15 protein-coding genes are annotated in these 17,753 nt (G+C 35.8%); 7 read left to right on the top strand and 8 right to left on the bottom strand.

The window, feature by feature from the left end:
- The 7 genes from OGZ34_RS13525 (at position 1) to OGZ34_RS13555 (ending at position 10,648) form a co-directional block, all read left to right on the top strand.
- The gene (locus OGZ34_RS13525; RefSeq protein WP_263360530.1) at positions 1 to 1,485 is read left to right on the top strand and encodes a RagB/SusD family nutrient uptake outer membrane protein; all 1,485 of its coding nucleotides are present in this window, start codon (positions 1 to 3) and stop codon (positions 1,483 to 1,485) included.
- A gap of 71 nt (positions 1,486 to 1,556) precedes the next feature.
- Positions 1,557 to 2,924, top strand: a complete 1,368-nt coding sequence (locus tag OGZ34_RS13530; RefSeq protein WP_263360531.1) for a glucoamylase family protein — start codon at positions 1,557 to 1,559, stop codon at positions 2,922 to 2,924.
- 11 nt (positions 2,925 to 2,935) lie between these two features.
- The gene (locus OGZ34_RS13535; protein WP_263360532.1) at positions 2,936 to 3,649 is read left to right on the top strand and encodes a carboxylesterase family protein; all 714 of its coding nucleotides are present in this window, start codon (positions 2,936 to 2,938) and stop codon (positions 3,647 to 3,649) included.
- Positions 3,650 to 3,737: 88 nt separating this feature from the next.
- Entirely contained in the window at positions 3,738 to 6,038 is a 2,301-nt protein-coding gene (gene bglX / locus OGZ34_RS13540; protein ID WP_263360533.1) for a beta-glucosidase BglX, read from the top strand.
- Positions 6,039 to 6,135: 97 nt separating this feature from the next.
- Complete coding sequence (locus OGZ34_RS13545; protein WP_263360534.1) at positions 6,136 to 6,921, top strand: glycerophosphodiester phosphodiesterase family protein; 786 nt, start codon at positions 6,136 to 6,138, stop codon at positions 6,919 to 6,921.
- A gap of 184 nt (positions 6,922 to 7,105) precedes the next feature.
- On the top strand, positions 7,106 to 9,028 hold the full coding sequence (locus tag OGZ34_RS13550) for a family 43 glycosylhydrolase (RefSeq protein ID WP_263360535.1): 1,923 nt from the start codon (positions 7,106 to 7,108) through the stop codon (positions 9,026 to 9,028).
- 231 nt (positions 9,029 to 9,259) lie between these two features.
- Positions 9,260 to 10,648 carry a M20/M25/M40 family metallo-hydrolase gene (locus OGZ34_RS13555; RefSeq protein WP_263360536.1) on the top strand — a complete coding sequence of 463 codons (1,389 nt, stop codon included), beginning with the start codon at positions 9,260 to 9,262 and terminating at the stop codon, positions 10,646 to 10,648.
- A gap of 112 nt (positions 10,649 to 10,760) precedes the next feature.
- On the opposite strand, the gene OGZ34_RS13560 is transcribed toward OGZ34_RS13555, so the two are convergent.
- The 8 genes from OGZ34_RS13560 to OGZ34_RS13595 form a co-directional block, all read right to left on the bottom strand.
- On the bottom strand, positions 10,761 to 11,855 hold the full coding sequence (locus tag OGZ34_RS13560) for a PAS domain-containing sensor histidine kinase (protein WP_263360537.1): 1,095 nt from the start codon (positions 11,853 to 11,855) through the stop codon (positions 10,761 to 10,763).
- A 197-nt stretch (positions 11,856 to 12,052) separates the two neighbouring features.
- Entirely contained in the window at positions 12,053 to 12,736 is a 684-nt protein-coding gene (locus OGZ34_RS13565; RefSeq protein ID WP_263360538.1) for a YiiX family permuted papain-like enzyme, read from the bottom strand.
- 195 nt (positions 12,737 to 12,931) lie between these two features.
- Positions 12,932 to 13,834 (bottom strand): hypothetical protein, encoded by a 903-nt coding sequence (locus OGZ34_RS13570; protein ID WP_263360539.1) that lies wholly within the window; start codon positions 13,832 to 13,834, stop codon positions 12,932 to 12,934.
- Positions 13,835 to 13,852: 18 nt separating this feature from the next.
- The gene (gene kdsA / locus OGZ34_RS13575) at positions 13,853 to 14,671 is read right to left on the bottom strand and encodes a 3-deoxy-8-phosphooctulonate synthase (protein ID WP_173966851.1); all 819 of its coding nucleotides are present in this window, start codon (positions 14,669 to 14,671) and stop codon (positions 13,853 to 13,855) included.
- Between the two features lie 222 nt (positions 14,672 to 14,893).
- Complete coding sequence (locus OGZ34_RS13580; RefSeq protein WP_263360540.1) at positions 14,894 to 15,214, bottom strand: hypothetical protein; 321 nt, start codon at positions 15,212 to 15,214, stop codon at positions 14,894 to 14,896.
- 29 nt (positions 15,215 to 15,243) lie between these two features.
- Positions 15,244 to 15,696 (bottom strand): 2-dehydro-3-deoxyphosphooctonate aldolase, encoded by a 453-nt coding sequence (locus OGZ34_RS13585; protein ID WP_173966853.1) that lies wholly within the window; start codon positions 15,694 to 15,696, stop codon positions 15,244 to 15,246.
- 100 nt (positions 15,697 to 15,796) lie between these two features.
- On the bottom strand, positions 15,797 to 16,474 hold the full coding sequence (locus OGZ34_RS13590; RefSeq protein ID WP_263360541.1) for a lysoplasmalogenase: 678 nt from the start codon (positions 16,472 to 16,474) through the stop codon (positions 15,797 to 15,799).
- Between the two features lie 7 nt (positions 16,475 to 16,481).
- Positions 16,482 to 17,753 carry a sterol desaturase family protein gene (locus OGZ34_RS13595; protein WP_263360542.1) on the bottom strand — a complete coding sequence of 424 codons (1,272 nt, stop codon included), beginning with the start codon at positions 17,751 to 17,753 and terminating at the stop codon, positions 16,482 to 16,484.

Below are 17,753 nucleotides of genomic sequence, written 5' to 3' on the forward strand. Positions count from 1 at the left end.
ATGAAAAAGATATATATATCAATCTTCGTGTTATCGGCATTTACTTTTACAGGATGTGCTGATGATTACCTGGATGTTAAACAAACTGAGACTATTTCTACAGATGATACTGAGTTATTTAACAATGACAGTGGTGCAAAATCGTTTGTTGTTTCAATCTACAGTAAATTTTTAGATTGGGACATGAGTTCATTCGGATGGGTTGGATTAGCAAGTATTACATCTGATGATGCAGATAAAGGCTCAACTCCAAGTGATACAGGTACAGATAAAGATGTTTTAGATGCCTTAACTTACAATGCATCAAATCCCTCTGCTGAAAGTACGTTTAATGCTAATTATGATGGAATCAACAGATGTAACCAGGCATTAGCAATTCTTCCTAAATTGGATAAAGCTGATCCTGCATTAAGAGAGAGATTAATGGGGGAAGCAAAATTTTTAAGAGCTTTCATGTACTTTACTTTAGTGAAATGTTATGGGGGCGTACCAATTGTAGATCGTATATCTAGTATTCCATTATCTGCAGAAGATAAAGCAATGCAGTTAACTCGTAAAAGTACTGCTGATGTTTATGCTTTTATTGAAAAAGATTTGACTGAAGCTGCGGCAGTGTTACCAAATAAATCGCAATATGCAGCAGATGAAAAAGCAAAAGCTTCAAAAGGAGCGGCATACGCTTTATTGGCAAAAGTAAACTTGTATCAAAAGAAATGGCAGAAAGTAATAGACAATTGTAATTTGGTTACAGGTTATGCTATCTCTCCTGATTATGCTAAAATGTTCAGATTAGAAGGAGAAAATGACGGAGAATCTATTTTTGAAATTAATGGTGTTGGTTCTGTACCTGCCCGTGGAATTCAGGGATATTCCAATACTCAAGGTGTTCGTGATGCATGGGGATGGGGTTTCAATCAGCCTTCTCAAAGTTTAGTAAATGCTTATGAAGTCGGAGATGTTAGAAAAAACGCAACAATTATTTTTAGAGGTACAACTTTATATGATGGAAGAGTGATTCCTGTGATAAGTGAAGATGATCCGAATCCAAGGTATAATTTTAAAGCCTATTCTTCTGCCTATACAAGTGCATGGGAGACAGATGCTAATATTAAATATCTAAGATATGCTGAAGTATTATTAATGAAAGCCGAGGCTCTGAATGAATTAGGTCAGACTTCACAAGCAATTCCGTTGTTAAACATAATCAGACACAGAGCAGGTTTAGGTGATACTCCGGCAACTTCACAGGCGGCGGTTAGAACTGCCATTTGGAAAGAAAGAAGAGTTGAATTAGCTTTTGAATTTGATAGATTCTTTGACTTAGTTAGAACTGGTCAGGCCAAAGATGCTTTTGCAGCTGATAAGAGCGCAGCTTTCCCTAATGGAAAAGTATTTACAGTAGGTAAAAACGAATTGTTTCCAATTCCGTCATCATTCCTTTTGGTAGCTGAAGGAATGTCTTCTCAAAATCCTGGCTATAATTAATATTCTTATTATCACTTCCTTCCAGTTTCTGGGAGGAAGTGATTACTTACTACAATCTCAAAAAAAAAATAATGATTAGAATTTCAGTTTTACTATTGGCTTTTACTTTTTTGGGCTGTAATGCACAAGAAAAGAAACAAACAGAAGAAGTGTCATCATCTGTAGTAAAATTAACAGACGATCAGCTTTTAGCGACAGTTCAAAAAGAGACATTTAAATATTTTTGGGATTATGCTGAGCCTAACTCAGGATTAGCAAGAGAGCGTTACCATCCGGATGGAAATTATCCTGAAAACGATGCACATATTGTAACTACAGGAGGTTCCGGTTTTGGATTGATGGCTATAGTATCCGGAATGTCACAAGGATATGTAACCAAAGAAAAAGGAGTTGAAAGACTGAACAAAATTGCTGATTTTTTAGGCAAAGCAGATCGTTTTCACGGAGCATGGTCACACTGGATAGACGGAAATACAGGAAAAGTAAAACCTTTTGGAACCAAGGATAATGGTGGAGATTTAGTCGAAACATCATTTTTGGTTGCAGGAATGATTACCGTTCGCGAATATCTAAAAGACGGATCTGAGAAAGAGAAAGCAGTAGCTCAAAAATATGACGCGCTTTGGAAAGGAGTAGACTGGCAATGGTACACCAACAATAAAAATGTGTTGTACTGGCACTGGTCGCCAACTTACGATTGGCAAATGAATTTTCCACTTGAAGGCTATAACGAATGTTTGATTACTTACGTGATGGCAGCCTCTTCACCAACGCATGCAATAGAGGCAAAAGCGTATCACGAAGGCTGGGCGCGAAATGGCAGAATTGTTTCTTCAAAAACAAAATATAACATTCCTTTAATTCTAAAACACAACGGTGCTGAAGAATTTGGTGGGCCATTGTTTTGGGCGCATTACTCGTATGTAGGACTTGATCCAAACCAATTAACAGACAAATACGCGAACTACTGGGACCTGAATGTCAATCAGGTAAAAATTGATTACCAGTATTGCATCGAAAACCCAGGTAAGTTTAAAGGATATGGACCAGATTATTGGGGATTAACTGCATCTTATTCCAGAAATCCTGATGGATCTATAGGTTACGATGCACATATGCCAAGTAATGATAAAGGAGTAATCTCACCAACAGCTGCAATTAGTTCGATCGTGTACACGCCAAAAGAATCAATGGCTGTAATTAGGAACTTATACGAAAATCATAAAAAAGAAACCTTTGGAAATGCAGGGTTTTATGATGCAGTAAGCTTGCAGAATACATGGGTAGCAAAGCGCTATTTAGCCATCGATCAGGGACCTGAAGTAGTAATGATCGAAAACTACCGTACAGGTTTGTTGTGGAAATTATTCATGAATGCTCCCGAAGTAAAACAAGGTTTAATAAAGCTTGGTTTTAAATCTGGAAAATACGGATTCTAAAAGAAGTTCCAATGAAATATAAATTGGCATTATTAATACTGTTGTTTTCTATAGCTGGTTTTTCACAAAGTGAAACAGTTGGAAAGATAAAAACGGTAGTGGTAACGAATTATGAATTGGGTTATGTCTTACATAAACCGGTCAATACAAAAGAGAAAAAACCTCTGATCGTTTTTATCTCTGGTGATGGAGAAAAAGGGACAGATATTGGAAAGGTAAAAATTCACGGGCCGTTAAAATATCTGAAAACACATTCTCTAGATGCTTATATATTGGCTCCCCAATGCAAAGAAGATGAAAAGTGGAGTATTGAGTCAATTTATGAATTGATTTTAAAAATTCAAAAAGAAAACAAAATAGATCCTGATCGCATTTATGTTACAGGGCTGAGTTCAGGAGGCTGGGCAGCATGGAATTTAGCACTTTCATATCCGGATAAGTTTGCAGCATTAGTGCCAATTTCAGGTTTTGTGGATCTAATTGAGTTAGAAAGTGCGTGTAAAATTGCCGCTGTTCCAACCCGAATTTACCACGGATTGCTAGATGATGTTGTAAAAGTCGATCATGCGGTGGCTGTTTACAAAGAATTGAAAAAATGCAATGCCAAAGACGTTCAGCTAACCATTTTTGATGATGCGGGTCATGATAGCTGGTCAAGAGTTTATGACAGTCCGGAAATTTACAACTGGATGTTTAAACAGTTCAAAACGAATACAAACAAATAAAAAGATTAAATGAAAACGCTTTGATTCCAAACAATAAATGAAAGGGATAAAGGCGGTTTCATGTTTCAGAAACAAATATTTAATACACATGAAAAACAAATTAGTCTTACTATTTTTAGGATGTGCTGTTCTCGGATATGCCCAGAAAAAGAATACTAAAAATACAGTAAAAATTAAACCAAAATCAGAGTTTGTAGCCGAGTTATTGTCAAAGATGACACTGGACGAAAAATTAGGTCAGCTTAATTTACCAACTTCTGGGGATATAACAACAGGACAGGCAAACAGTTCTGATGTGGCGAAAAAAATTGCTGAAGGTAAAGTTGGAGGTTTATTCAATATTAAATCGGTTCAAAAAATTAGAGAAGTACAAAGAATTGCGGTTGAAAAAAGCCGTTTAAAAATTCCATTGATTTTCGGAATGGACGTGATTCATGGTTACGAAACTACCTTCCCAATTCCATTAGGATTATCTTGTACCTGGGACATGAACCTGATCGAAAGAAGTGCTCAGATCGCGGCTCAGGAAGCTAGTGCCGACGGAATCAACTGGACATTCTCTCCAATGGTTGACGTTTCTCGTGACCCGCGTTGGGGAAGAGTTTCTGAAGGTTCAGGAGAAGATCCGTATTTAGGAAGCCAGATCGCAAAAGCAATGGTAAATGGCTATCAGCAACACGATCTTTCAAAAAATAATTCGATTATGGCCTGTGTAAAACACTTTGCTTTATATGGAGCACCGGAAGCAGGTCGTGACTACAATACAGTTGATATGAGTCATATCCGAATGTTCAATGACTATTTTCCTCCGTACAAAGCTGCTGTTGATGCAGGAGTAGGTTCTGTGATGGCTTCTTTCAATGAGATTGATGGAATTCCTGCAACAGGAAATAAATGGCTAATGACAGATGTTTTAAGAAAACAATGGGGCTTTAAAGGTTTCGTAGTAACTGATTTTACCGGAATCCCTGAAATGATCGAACACGGAATGGGAGATTTACAAGCAGTTTCGGCTCTGTCGTTAAATGCTGGTGTCGAAATGGACATGGTAGGTGAAGGTTTCTTAGGGACTTTGAAAAAATCATTAGACGAGAAAAAAGTAACCATCGAGACCATTGATAATGCAGTTAAACTTATTTTAGAAGCAAAATACGATTTAGGTTTATTTAGTGATCCTTATAAATATTGTGATGCCAACAGAGCAAAAACTGAAATCTTTACAGCAAGCAGCAGAAAAGAAGCACGTTCAACAGCAGCACAATCATTGGTTTTGTTGAAAAATCAAAATCAATTGTTACCGCTTAAAAAATCAGGTACAATTGCTTTAATCGGACCTTTGGCAGATGCAAAAGAAAACATGCCGGGAACCTGGAGTGTGGCTACAAAAATGGAAAATGCAATCTCACTTTTGGCTGGAATCAAAGAAGTAGCGGGAGCTTCAACAAAAGTATTATATGCTAAAGGAAGCAACTTAGATTATGATGAAGAGTTTGAAACCAAAGCAACAATGTTTGGTAAAACCTTACACCGTGACAGCCGTTCAAAAGAAGAATTGCTGGCAGAAGCTTTAAAAGTAGCGAATCAGTCAGATGTAATTGTTGCAGCGCTAGGAGAATCTGCTGAAATGAGCGGAGAATCAAGCAGCCGTACAAACTTAGAGATTCCGCAAGCGCAAAAAGATTTATTAAATGCCTTATTAAAAACAGGTAAACCGGTTGTTTTAGTATTATTTGACGGTCGTCCGTTAATCATAAAAGACGAAAATGAAACTGTTCCTGCTATTTTAAATGTTTGGTTTGCTGGTACCGAAGCAGGTTATGCTATTGCCGACGTTTTGTTTGGAGATGTAAACCCTTCAGGAAAATTAACGTCAACTTTCCCAAGAAGTGTTGGTCAGTTGCCAATTTATTATGCACATAAAAATACAGGAAGACCTCTTGTTAACAAAGAAGGTAAATTCGAAAAATTCAGATCAAACTATATTGACGAAAGAAACGAACCTTTATTCCCGTTTGGTTTTGGTTTAAGTTATACCACTTTTGATTATTCAAACCTGAAAATTTCATCTGATAAAATGAATTCAAACGGAAAATTAAAAGTGACAGTAGATGTTGCCAACACCGGAAACTATGATGGAAAAGAAACAGTACAGTTGTACATCAGAGATCTGGTTGGATCTGTAACAAGACCGGTTAGAGAGCTAAAAAATTTCCAGAAAATAAGTCTTAAAAAAGGGGAGAAGCAAACTGTGACTTTCGAGATCACAGTTGAAGATTTGAAATTTTATAATTCTGACTTACAATTTGTAGCAGAACCTGGGCAGTTTGATGTTTTCGTAGGTGGAAATTCAGATGCCGATAAGAAAGTTAGTTTTGAGTTAACTAATTAGTTGGTTTATTGATTAGTGATTAGCCCTTCGTGTTTGGTTTGCGAAGGGCTTTTTTGTAAAAAAGGAATTGTTTAGACATTTAATAAATTTAAAATCAATGAGTACTACTAGAGCACTTCGTATATCATTTTTTTTGACAGTAATAATTATATTTCAGTCCTGTTGTGTAAAGGAAAATGAAATAGTGGCACATCGCGGGGCATGGAAAAAAAACAATCTTCCTGAAAATTCTGTAGCAGCTCTGCGACATGCAATCGACTTAAAACTTGCTGGTTCGGAATTTGACGTCTGGAGAACTGCTGACGATTCGCTTGTAATCAATCACGATGCACATTATAATAATTTGCTGATTGAGGAAACGAATTATACTGATTTGATAAAGTTTAAACTTTCAAATGGGGAGAAACTTCCAACCTTGTACGAGTATATTGTCGAAGGAAGGAGAAATAATAAACACACACTTTTGGTTTGTGAAATAAAACCTTCCGAAATAAGTAAAGAAAGGGGAAAAAAGACGGCGTTGATGACGGTAGAAATAATCAAAAAACTTAAGGCACAGAAAACAACCTCCTACATCAGTTTTGATTATGAAATTCTCAAACAAATCCGACAAGTAGATCCGGTTACCACGCTGCAATATCTGGAAGGAAATAAAACACCTAAAGAAGTACAATTAGATAACATTTCGGGGATTGATTACCATTATTCTGTTTTTCAAAAACATCCTGAATGGATCAAAGAAGCCAAAGAGAGTAAGATCACGTTAAACGTCTGGACAGTTAATGACCCTGAGGTAATGGATTGGATTATTGGAAATAATTTTGATTACATCACTACCAATGAACCTGAATTGTTAAAGCAACGAATCGAAAAGAAAAAATAGACTAATGAAACCTACTGTCTGGACACAAATTTTAATAGGTTAGCCTTGTTTGTGAAATTAATTTTATAAACGAATTAGTGACAATTAGTGTAATTCGTGTTACTTTTTATACTTGTATCCACACGCTAGCTTTTGAAACTGTATTTTCTGTAACAGAGAAAATCTTTTATATAAAAATCATCATATGAAAAAAAAATATTTAGTAGCAGTTCTGCTGATGTTTGTTGGTTTAAGCAACGGAACATTGGCACAAAATACTAAAATCCCGGGCAAGACGGAATGGTTTGACCCTAATAAAAAAGCCTCAACCTACTGCAATCCGATTAATATTGGATACAACTATACCACCGAAAATCACAATGGTATTCCGGAATCCCGACGTTCGAGTGCCGATCCTGTAATTATCACATTCAAAGGAGAGTATTATTTGTTTGCCACCAATCAGGCGGGGTATTTTTGGAGTAAAGACATGTCAGATTGGAAGTTTGTGTACGGTAGTTTTCAGCGCCGTCCTGCCGATGATGACCAATGTGCTCCAGCTGCCTGGGTAGTAAACGATACCTTATTTTATGTTGGATCGACCTGGAAAAGAGATCATCCCATTTGGAAAACTGCCGATCCAAAATCGGGTCAGTGGTTGCGACATGTAGACAAAGCCATGCTGCCAACCTGGGATCCTGCTATTTTTCAGGATGATGATAAAAAAGTTTACATGTACTACGGTTCAAGTGGAAAATTACCTCTTGTGGGCGTAGAGGTAGATTACAACACCTGGCTTCCAAAAGGTGATCAGGCAGCTTATGAAAAACTCTATAAAGCCACCGAAGTAGAAGACATTCAGCGTGCCTATGGCGAGATAATAGAAGTAGTGGGTTTAGATCCTGCCAATCATGGTTGGGAGCGTTTTGGACCTAATAACGATATGGAACCGGCACCTTGGGGGAATTTTATAGAAGGAGCCTGGATGACCAAACACAATGGTAAATATTACATGCAGTATGGAGCTCCTGCTACTGAATTTAAAGGTTATGCCAATGGCGTTCATGTTGGAAACAGTCCTCTGGGACCTTTTACTTATCAAAAGCACAACCCAATGTCGTATAAACCGGGAGGCTTTGTGATTGGAGCAGGACACGGAAATACTTTTGCAGACAATTACGGTAATTATTGGAATACAGGAACCTGTAAAATTTCCATTAAAGATCGTTTTGAGCGTCGTATAGACATGTTTCCTGCTGGATTTGATAAAGATGATGTCATGTATTCGATCACCTCTTATGGAGATTTTCCGATCGTTCTTCCAACCAAAAAACGCAATCAGGAAAAAGGAGCTTCCTCAGGCTGGATGTTGCTTTCGTATAAAAAGCCGGTGACCGTTTCTTCTTCAGAAGAATGTATGGAAGTTGAAACCCACAGAATGGACAATGGCGGAAAAAAAGTATACGAGAAGTTTTGTTATGGATCCGTGAATTTAACTGATGAAAATATTCAAACTTACTGGTCTGCAAAAACAGCGAATCCGGGAGAGTGGTTACAGCTGGACTTAGGCAAACAAATGCAAATTAACGCTCTACAAATCAATTATGCAGATCATAAAGCAACACAATTCAACAAAGCGATGGACATTTATTATCAGTATAAAATTTTTATGTCTGATGATGCTATAAACTGGAAATTGGTAGTTGATAAATCTAAAAACGCAAAAGATGTTCCGCATGATTATGTAGAACTGACCAAAGCAATTAAGGCCCGTTACATTAAAATGGTTAACGTTCATAATGCTTCCGGATTATTTGCTATTTCTGATTTCAGGGTTTTTGGAAACGGATTGGCAGAAAAGCCACAATCGGTTATTGATTTTAAGGTAGACCGAAATCCGGCTGATTCCAGAAACGCTATGATCTCCTGGAAAAAGCAAGAGAACGCTACCGGTTACAATATTTATTATGGAATTGCACCGGACAAATTGTATAACAGCATTATGGTCTATGACGAAAGTTCTTATGATTTTAGGGGGCTGGATAAAGGAACGACTTATTATTTTACAATTGAAGCTTTTAATGAAAACGGAATTGGTGTAAAAAATGAAGTAGTAGAAGTAAAATAATTCTCATTTTAACCTCTTGAGTGTAATTTGTTTTAACACATAGACATAGGTTCCATCTCTGTAAAAAAGACGTTCCACTTCACTGAAATACACCTATTTCTTTTGTAGTTTTTTTTATATCGGGAGTCTATGTTTCTGTGTGTTTTTTTTTCGAAATCGTTACATAAAAATACGGGGCAGTTCTAAAGAATTTTGTTCCTTTGTCTAACAACCAAAAATGCTATACTACCTATGAAAAAAACGATTATTTTAACTGCTTTAGTTTTAAACGGATTGACGTCTTTTGCGCAGTCAAATGAGGAAAAAAACATTAAATTATTTTATAAAAAAGCGCTGACCGAGTCTAAGTGTTACACTTGGTTAGAATATTTGTCCAACGATATCGGAAGCCGTTTGTCAGGTTCTGCAAGTGCCGAAAAAGCAGTGCAGTATACCAAAAGACAACTAGAGACTCTTGGTCTTGATAAAGTTTACCTGCAGGAAGTAATGGTTCCGCATTGGGTTCGTGGTGAAAAAGAAACGGCTTATATTTTAGACAATAAAACGAAAACTGTTGTGCCAATTTGTGCTTTAGGAGGATCAGTTGCTACCGCTAAAACGGGGCTTACAGCTGAGATAATCGAGGTAAAAGGAATTAAAGAATTGGCGGAATTAGGCGATAAAGTAAAAGGTAAGATTGTGTTTTACAACAGACCAATGGATCCTGAAAATATCGAAACTTTTAAATCTTACGGAGCCTGTGTAGATCAAAGATATGCCGGTGCAAAAGAAGCAGCAAAGTTAGGAGCAGTTGGAACAATCGTACGCTCTATGAATTTACGTTTGGACGATTTTCCGCATACAGGAGCTCAAAGTTATGGTGATTTACCAAAAGACCAGTATATTCCGACCGCTGCAATTAGTACCAACGGAGCGGAGTTGTTGAGCAAATCTTTGAAAGCAAACTCATCTCTAAAGTTTTATTTCAAACAATCTTGTCAGACATTACCGGACGTTTTATCCTATAACGTAATTGGAGAAATGACCGGAACAGAAAACCCGGGCAATATTATGGTTGTTGGCGGGCATTTGGATTCTTGGGATTTAGCGGATGGTTCGCATGACGACGGAGCAGGAGTAGTACAAAGTATGGAAGTGGTTCGAATTTTAAAAAACCTAAACTACAAACCTAAAAACACAATTCGCGTAGTGCTGTTCATGAATGAGGAAAATGGTGGAAAAGGAGGAGCTAAGTATGAAGAAGTTTCGAAACAAAAGAACGAGAACCATATTTTTGCTTTAGAAAGTGATTCAGGAGGATTTAGCCCAAGAGGATTTTCGATTGAAGCTGATGATGCAAATTTCAAGAAAATAGCAGGTTTTAAAGATCTTTTTGAGCCGTATTTGGTACATAGTTTCACGATTGGACACGCAGGGTCAGACATCAATCATTTAACATCTAAAGCAATTGTGAAAGCAGGTTTAAAACCGGACTCACAACGTTATTTTGATTATCATCATGCTGCAAATGATAAATTTGATGCAATTAACAAAAGAGAATTAGAGCTTGGGGCTGCAACAATGACAACTTTGATGTATTTAATGGATCAGGGCGGAATTGTTCTTCCAGCGGTGAATTAGACTTGTAGAATAAATTCCAAACTTTAAATCCCAAATTCCAATTAGATTAGCTCTATTGGAATTTGGGATTTTTTTATTGGATTTTTTTTATATGGAATTTTAAAAGAATTTCTCAGAACGTAATCGTAAATTTAGCTCCCTCATTGGGTTTACTTTCCAGACAAATATGACCACCTAGATTTGTTATGTGATTGTAAACCAAATAGAGACCAATTCCATTACTGTCCTTATTTGAACTGAATTTTTGGTGCAATCCAAAAATTTTGTCTTTTACTTTTTCCATATCAAAGCCAATTCCGTTATCAGAAATAATCAATTGAGTAGTTCCGTTAACACAGCAAGAATTAAAATGGATAACCGGTAAAAAACCGGGTTTGGAATATTTAATTGAATTAGTAATCAGATTCAGAAATATACTTTTTAGGGACGTTTTATTGAAGAGAACCGTCTCTGCCGCCGAAAAATCAATTATAAGCTTTGTTTTTGAATTTTGAATGAGCGAATTGATTGAGGATAAAACTTCTTTTAAAACAACTTCAAAATTCAAAATTTCTAACTGCTCGTCTTCCTCATTTTTTTTATCCAGAAGCGCGACATGATCAATTAGGGTTTTCTTTAAGCTTTGTGTAGAAGTTTCAATAATAGAGATTAATTCGAGGGTTTCAGAATCTGTTATGGCAGAGGTGTCTAGAAGATCAAAAACAGCCAACAGATTATTTACAGGAGATCTTAAATCGTGAGCTGTTGTGTAAGTAAGTTGTTTGAGCTCTTTACATAGTTTGGTGAGTTCAGCCAAATGAAGATTTCTTTCCTGTTCGAGCTCTTTCTTAAAGGTGATATTTTTAGCAACGGCATACACTAATCTGTCTTTGGCAATTGGAAAGGAACTCCATAAGAGCCATACGATATTACCATTTTTGGTTACATAACGATTTTCAAAATTATACAAACCAATATCCTGAGTAAGGTCTTTACGTGCATTTGCGGTACTCATTTTATCGGCTTCAAAAACAAAATCGTTTATAGGGTGTGATAATAATTCTTCTTCAGTATACCCCAGTAGCTTAGACACAGCTGGATTTATTCTTTTAAAATAACCGTCAAAACCGGCAATACACAATAAATCTGGTGAAGAGTCAAAAAAATCTTCGAACTGCGAAAAAAAGTGCAGATTGTTTCTGGAAAATTTAGGTGCTCTATTAATCATAGTTTAAACCTAATTAGAATTTTGGTTTACTAAAATAACACTAAAAATTTACATTTATGATTTGTTTTTAACAATTTTAATGAATATTCGTTTAAAAACATTTTAATTCGTTGAAAAGTTATTAGGTCTGTAAAAGTGTAAGTTTTTGGAAACGAAATGGTTCTGTTTTCTTTTTCAAAGTGAACAAAAAAAGGATTTTAATAGGTGTCAATTACCGTTTTTAAGAGGTCAGAATCGACCAAATCGGAGGGAGCAACTACTTTTTCGTCGAGAGGAACATTATTTCCGTATCTTTCCTTTAGTATTTTTTGTACTCTTGGATCGGTTAGATTAAAATCTTTTAACTGTCTCAATTTTGACAATTCAAGACTTGTCCCATTTTTATAAATTTTCCAGATCAGTTCAGAGCAATAAATTCGCGCATCAGTCCACTCGAAATAGGCATCGTATTCTTTTCCGTCAAATTGCTGGCTGTACTCTTTCATTTTTTGAAGAACCACAGGAGTCAAAACCTGATCTGCATTTTTCAATCGTTTTACAAGGTACTTAGCGTTTTTTCCGTGCTGAATCCATTCGTCAAAAGGAGTAAGTTTTACAGGCTGAACGGCTTCAAAAACAAACCATTTTCCGTCGATATCGTAAATAATGCCACAATGAGAGAATTTAGAGTTTGTTGCAATTCGTACCGCTTCACATTGAGGAGACTGAGAGGTTTGGAATATGAGGTCGCCATCTTTAATTTTATCCTGTAATGTCGTTTTTTCTTTCGTTTTAACGTGTGAAAAAGGATTGTTGGGAAAAACCTGCAGCGCGACAAACAAAGCACACCCAAAGCTAAGTAAGAACGTAATTCCTAGAAAGAGATATTTTGATTTTTTCATTTTGTTAATGTGAAATGTTATATGTTAGATGTGATCTGTAAGATGTGAAACCTGAAACTTGAAACTTGAAACTTGAAACCTGAAACTTGAAACCAATTACCGTAAACTCCCTCCACAAGTTGTCACGACAAATAAAGGTCAAAAAAAAATAGCTACCAAAATGATAACTATTTTTAAATATAATTTTAAGAAATATTAGATTCTAAAAATTCCTCCAACAGCAATAATTCGCTGTAGAAATAAAAAGTTCTGTGATGCTTTGTCTTCACTGCTTTGTGTAGTTCTAATATCCTGCATGTTAATGTAACCACCTTTTAGCTCACCCTGTATGTAAAAATACTTAAAGAAAGTAAGGTTAATTCCCGCTTTTGCAGAAAGGCCATAACCTGAAATATGAAAATCATCATGACGTTCTTTTCCTAAAAGGGTTGTATTGGTTTTAGGATATAAAAGTCCTACACCTAAACCCTCAGTCAAATTTACCTGAATTTTATCAGTGTTAGTGATACCAAACAATTTAGAAATATCATCATGTCTGGAAACTTCAGTATTAATATAGTTCAAACCGTCTGTATGTTCATACATTAAAAAAGCAGTTCCACTTCCAACTTCACCTTTTCCGAAACCACCTTCCTGAGCACCACCCTGAGACATATCTACCGGTCTGTTGTTATAATCTCCGTTGTAAATAGATCCGGCCTGATCAAGAGGTAAATGAATATTACCATTAACATTAGCGGTTTGATTTTGGCTCATTACATATTTCATGTGATCCCAACCAACAGAAACGCTGTAGTGGTCGCTAAAGAAATATCCCATTCTAAAGTTAGTTTGAGGAATGGTCATGTTAACCGGATTTACATAATCAATATGCCATCCTTTTGGTTTATCATGAGCTTTCATGTTATCAACCGTAAAGTTGTAATCTTTCCCTCTGAAATTCACATCAGATTTAGTGTAACTGTCTCTGTTTCCTCCCCAGGAAACGAAAAATTTTCCTTTATTGTGGGCGGTATATCTTTGTACTGCGATTTCTTCCTGTGCAAAAGTGTTCGCAGAGAAACACAACAAAAAGAAAATTATAATATTTGTTTTCAATGAAATGGTATTAAGTAATTAGAATGAATTAACTGTTTTTCTAATGGCTACCAATTTGGTCATTAAACCTTCGAAATAGTCTAAATGAAGCATATTAGCGCCATCACTTTTTGCATTAGCAGGATCAAAATGAGTCTCGATAAAAATACCGTCAACACCAACAGCAATACCTGCCTTGGCAACAGTTTCGATCATATCAGGCCTTCCTCCTGTAACTCCCGCAGTTTGGTTAGGTTGTTGTAACGAGTGTGTCACATCCAAAACTGTAGTAGCGTATTGCTGCATAGTAGGGATTCCTCTGTAGTCAACAATCATGTCCTGGTAACCAAACATAGTACCGCGATCTGTAACCATAACGTTTTCATTGTTACAGTCTAGTACTTTTTGTACCGCATGTTTCATGCTTTCCGGACTCATAAATTGCCCTTTTTTCAGGTTTACCGTTTTTCCGGTATTTGCCGCAGCTACAACCAGGTCAGTCTGACGAACCAGGAATGCGGGAATTTGCAAAACGTCAACGTATTGTGCCGCCATAGCAGCATCTTCATTGGTATGAATGTCTGTTACAGTTGGAACGTGGAAAGTTTCAGAAACTTTTCGTAATATTTTTAATGCTTTTTCGTCACCAATTCCCGAAAAACTATCAATTCTGGAACGGTTGGCTTTTTTAAAAGATCCTTTAAATACAAAAGGAATTTGAAGATTGTCGGTAATACCAACTAATTTTTCTGCAATTCTAAGCGCCATTTCTTCTCCTTCGATAGCGCAAGGCCCTGCCAATAAAAAGAAGTTACCGCTTTCTGTATGCTTAATTTGTGGAATATGTTGTATGTTCATAGTATGTTTTTTTTGACAGTGCAAAGGTAGTTATGATTTATGAATAGCAGATGAAGATTTAAGTTTTTTTTTAAGAAGCCAATCCTGCTTTCAGGACTTAGTCTTCAGCAGAATTACTGATTTAAATAGTGAGCTCATTTGGAATCATACCTTTTTAATGCAGAGCAATATTAAGATAATGCCAAAGACTAATACATGACATTTGTCATGCTTGTATGCAAATTATTTTTCGTAAGATCGTTTGATGCGGTACTGTATAATTATAGTCACTATTAGAATAAAAGAAAAAAGAAAGGCAAGCATAAAAAGACCAACAAACTCCATTCCGCATTTAAGTGAGTTTGGATTTTGTTCGGTATATTTATTAGCATTGTATGTGGCAATATAAAACGAGAGAACCGGTACTATTATTTGTGCAATGAGGCTAATTAAACACACAGTACCGAATTTTAAAGATATAGTTTCACCAATTGCTTTTCTGCCAGCTATAATTTGAAAAAGTAAGGGAAGGACAATTAAAATTAGTGGTATATTTTCTAACATTTTGTGATTCTGCGTGTAATTTTATTATTTTAATTACTCTTCAAACGCAATCCCATCGGAACCATTAAAATACCTTTTTCATAAACATTTAAATAAAGTTTTATAGGTTTCTTTTGCCCATCCCATTTCAATTCATAGACATTTAAGAATCCAGCCCCCATGTCACTTCTTTTGGTTGGAAAAGGACAACAGGTTTCTAAGCGGGTATAGGTGATTTTTTCACCATTTGGTCCTGCCAGAGCATTCAGAAAACGAGTTTCGTTTAAGGCCTCATTGCGGGTGTTCTGAAAAAAAATATTTATAGGATAATCAGGATCATAACCGTATTTTTTATCGCTGCTGAAAAGTGTTATAACAAAAGTATTGTCTTTCTTTAAAACAAGATCCGGAGCATTGTCATCTACATTTTTTAAAGTCGATTTTGTGCTTATACAGGAAGCTGTGATAAGGAGTAAAAGGATAAAAAGGGCTATTTTTTTCATGGTTTATTGAGGTTGGTCCTACAAAGATAAAGCGTTTTTTACTACAGTTAATACCGATTAAAAGATTTACAAAAAAGTATAAATCTGTTGCAGCTGTAAGTTAATCTGCTTCCTTCATATTCAGTTTTAATACACCAATTACAATCAGATATTGTGCCAGAAGATAGGTAAGCATTATAAAAAAGGAACTTTTTTCTATGGGAGAATGAAATTTATTAAACGCCAATATACTATCGGAAAGAACAAATGAAACGGCTCCTGCCAAAATATAGAAGCTTCCTGGTTTTTTCCAGCTAAGCCCTCCATTAAAAGCAAATAAAAGCATTGTGGAAATTACCGCAGCGTAGATGATTACCGGTATTCTTAATTCTCCCAGATTTGGCATCAGGAACATAATCATTCCAATTAAATAAAAAGCAATAAGGAGGCTTCCTATTCCAAAAAGAACTTTGTTAATATATATTGCTCTCTTAATTTGTTTGTTAAACAGTACGCAATACATCAGGTGTGCAATTAAGAAAAAAAGCAAGCCGAGAATAAAATAGATTTCACCAATATCTGCAAAAAGTAAAATAACGTCGCCCATCCAGGAGAATAATAATGCAGTCAAAAGGATTTTTCTGGTAGGGAATTTTCGATTAAAATAAACTCCAAAACCTAACAATGGTACCAAAATAGGTTTTAAGTATAAGTCTAAATTTTGATACTCCAGAAACAAAACAATTAGATATAAAATACTGAAAGCAACATAAGTTTTAAAAATAAAGGTATTTCTCATAATCGGTTTATGAATTAACAGGTTGATTTTGGTAGTTTTTAAAATCGATATTTACAAAGTAAATGGTAGCTAAAAAGGATAAGGCTAAATAAATTAGAATAATATAATTGGTGTATGGTAAAATATTATTTAAACCGAACCAGTCACCATAATACGTTATAATTCCTGTCGCAATGCTAAAGCGTAAAGCTTCCCAGAAAACAGCATATTTGCTTTTGTCCATTAATTCGCTATAACTGTAAATCGTGATCAGGATAAAAAAGCCATAAATAAAGATGTTTGGCAATCCAATTTTGGCAATATTATCAAACAAATAGGTCACAAAAAGTAATGTGATTAACATTTGAGTTACGGACCAATAAATTAGTTTTTTAGAATTTTGAGTACCGTACTTATTAAAGGCAAAAACATTTTCGATTTTAGTTACAGGATATTTTTCTTCAAAATTTTCGGGTCTCCAGCCGGTTGGTTTAAACCAGATGGTGAATTTGTCCTTCCAGTTTTCAGCGCGCCAGGCGTCTTTAATCAGTAAGGTTAAATGCTGGAAATTAATACGGATTGGATTCCAGGTTTGTGCGGGTCTTGTAATGCCAAAAACAGGCGGCACATCGTCTAATTCGGCTTGAAAAGTACCAAAAAGTTTGTCCCAGAAAATAAAAATTTGAGAATGGTTTTTGTCTAAATATTCAGGATTTATAGCATGATGTACGCGATGATGCGAAGGAGTAACCAGAATGTATTCCAGGAATCCCATTTTATTGATATGTTTGGTATGGTACCAGAATTGTAAAAATAAATGAAGTGGTAGGGTAATGGCTATTACAGTGGCCGGAACTCCCAATAATGCAGCCGGAATGAGTAGAAACGTAAAGAGATTGACAAGACTTGCAATAGGTTGGCGCAATGCACAGGCCAGATTAAACTCTTCACTGCTATGGTGAATGGCATGTTTATTCCAGAAAAGATTAATCTGATGAGCCCATCGATGGCTCCAGTAACCGTAAAAGTCGATTACAATAAAGGCAATACAATAGGAGAAAATGTTGGCTTCTAAATGGTAAAGGGCAATTTTAGAAACCATCCATTCGTAAGAAATAAAAGTCAGGCTCAGCCCTAAAACATCTTTTACCGAATTGGTAATTCCGGAGCTGATGCTTGATACACTATCTATCAAAGGGGCAGTGTCGTTCTTTTTATAAATGCCGTATAATTTTTCGATTATAATTAATACTAAAAAAATCGGCGTTGCAATAATCAATATCTTTCCGTATTCTTCCAT

The organism is Flavobacterium collinsii (assembly GCF_946903285.1).
GTDB classification, from domain to species: Bacteria; Bacteroidota; Bacteroidia; order Flavobacteriales; family Flavobacteriaceae; genus Flavobacterium; species Flavobacterium collinsii.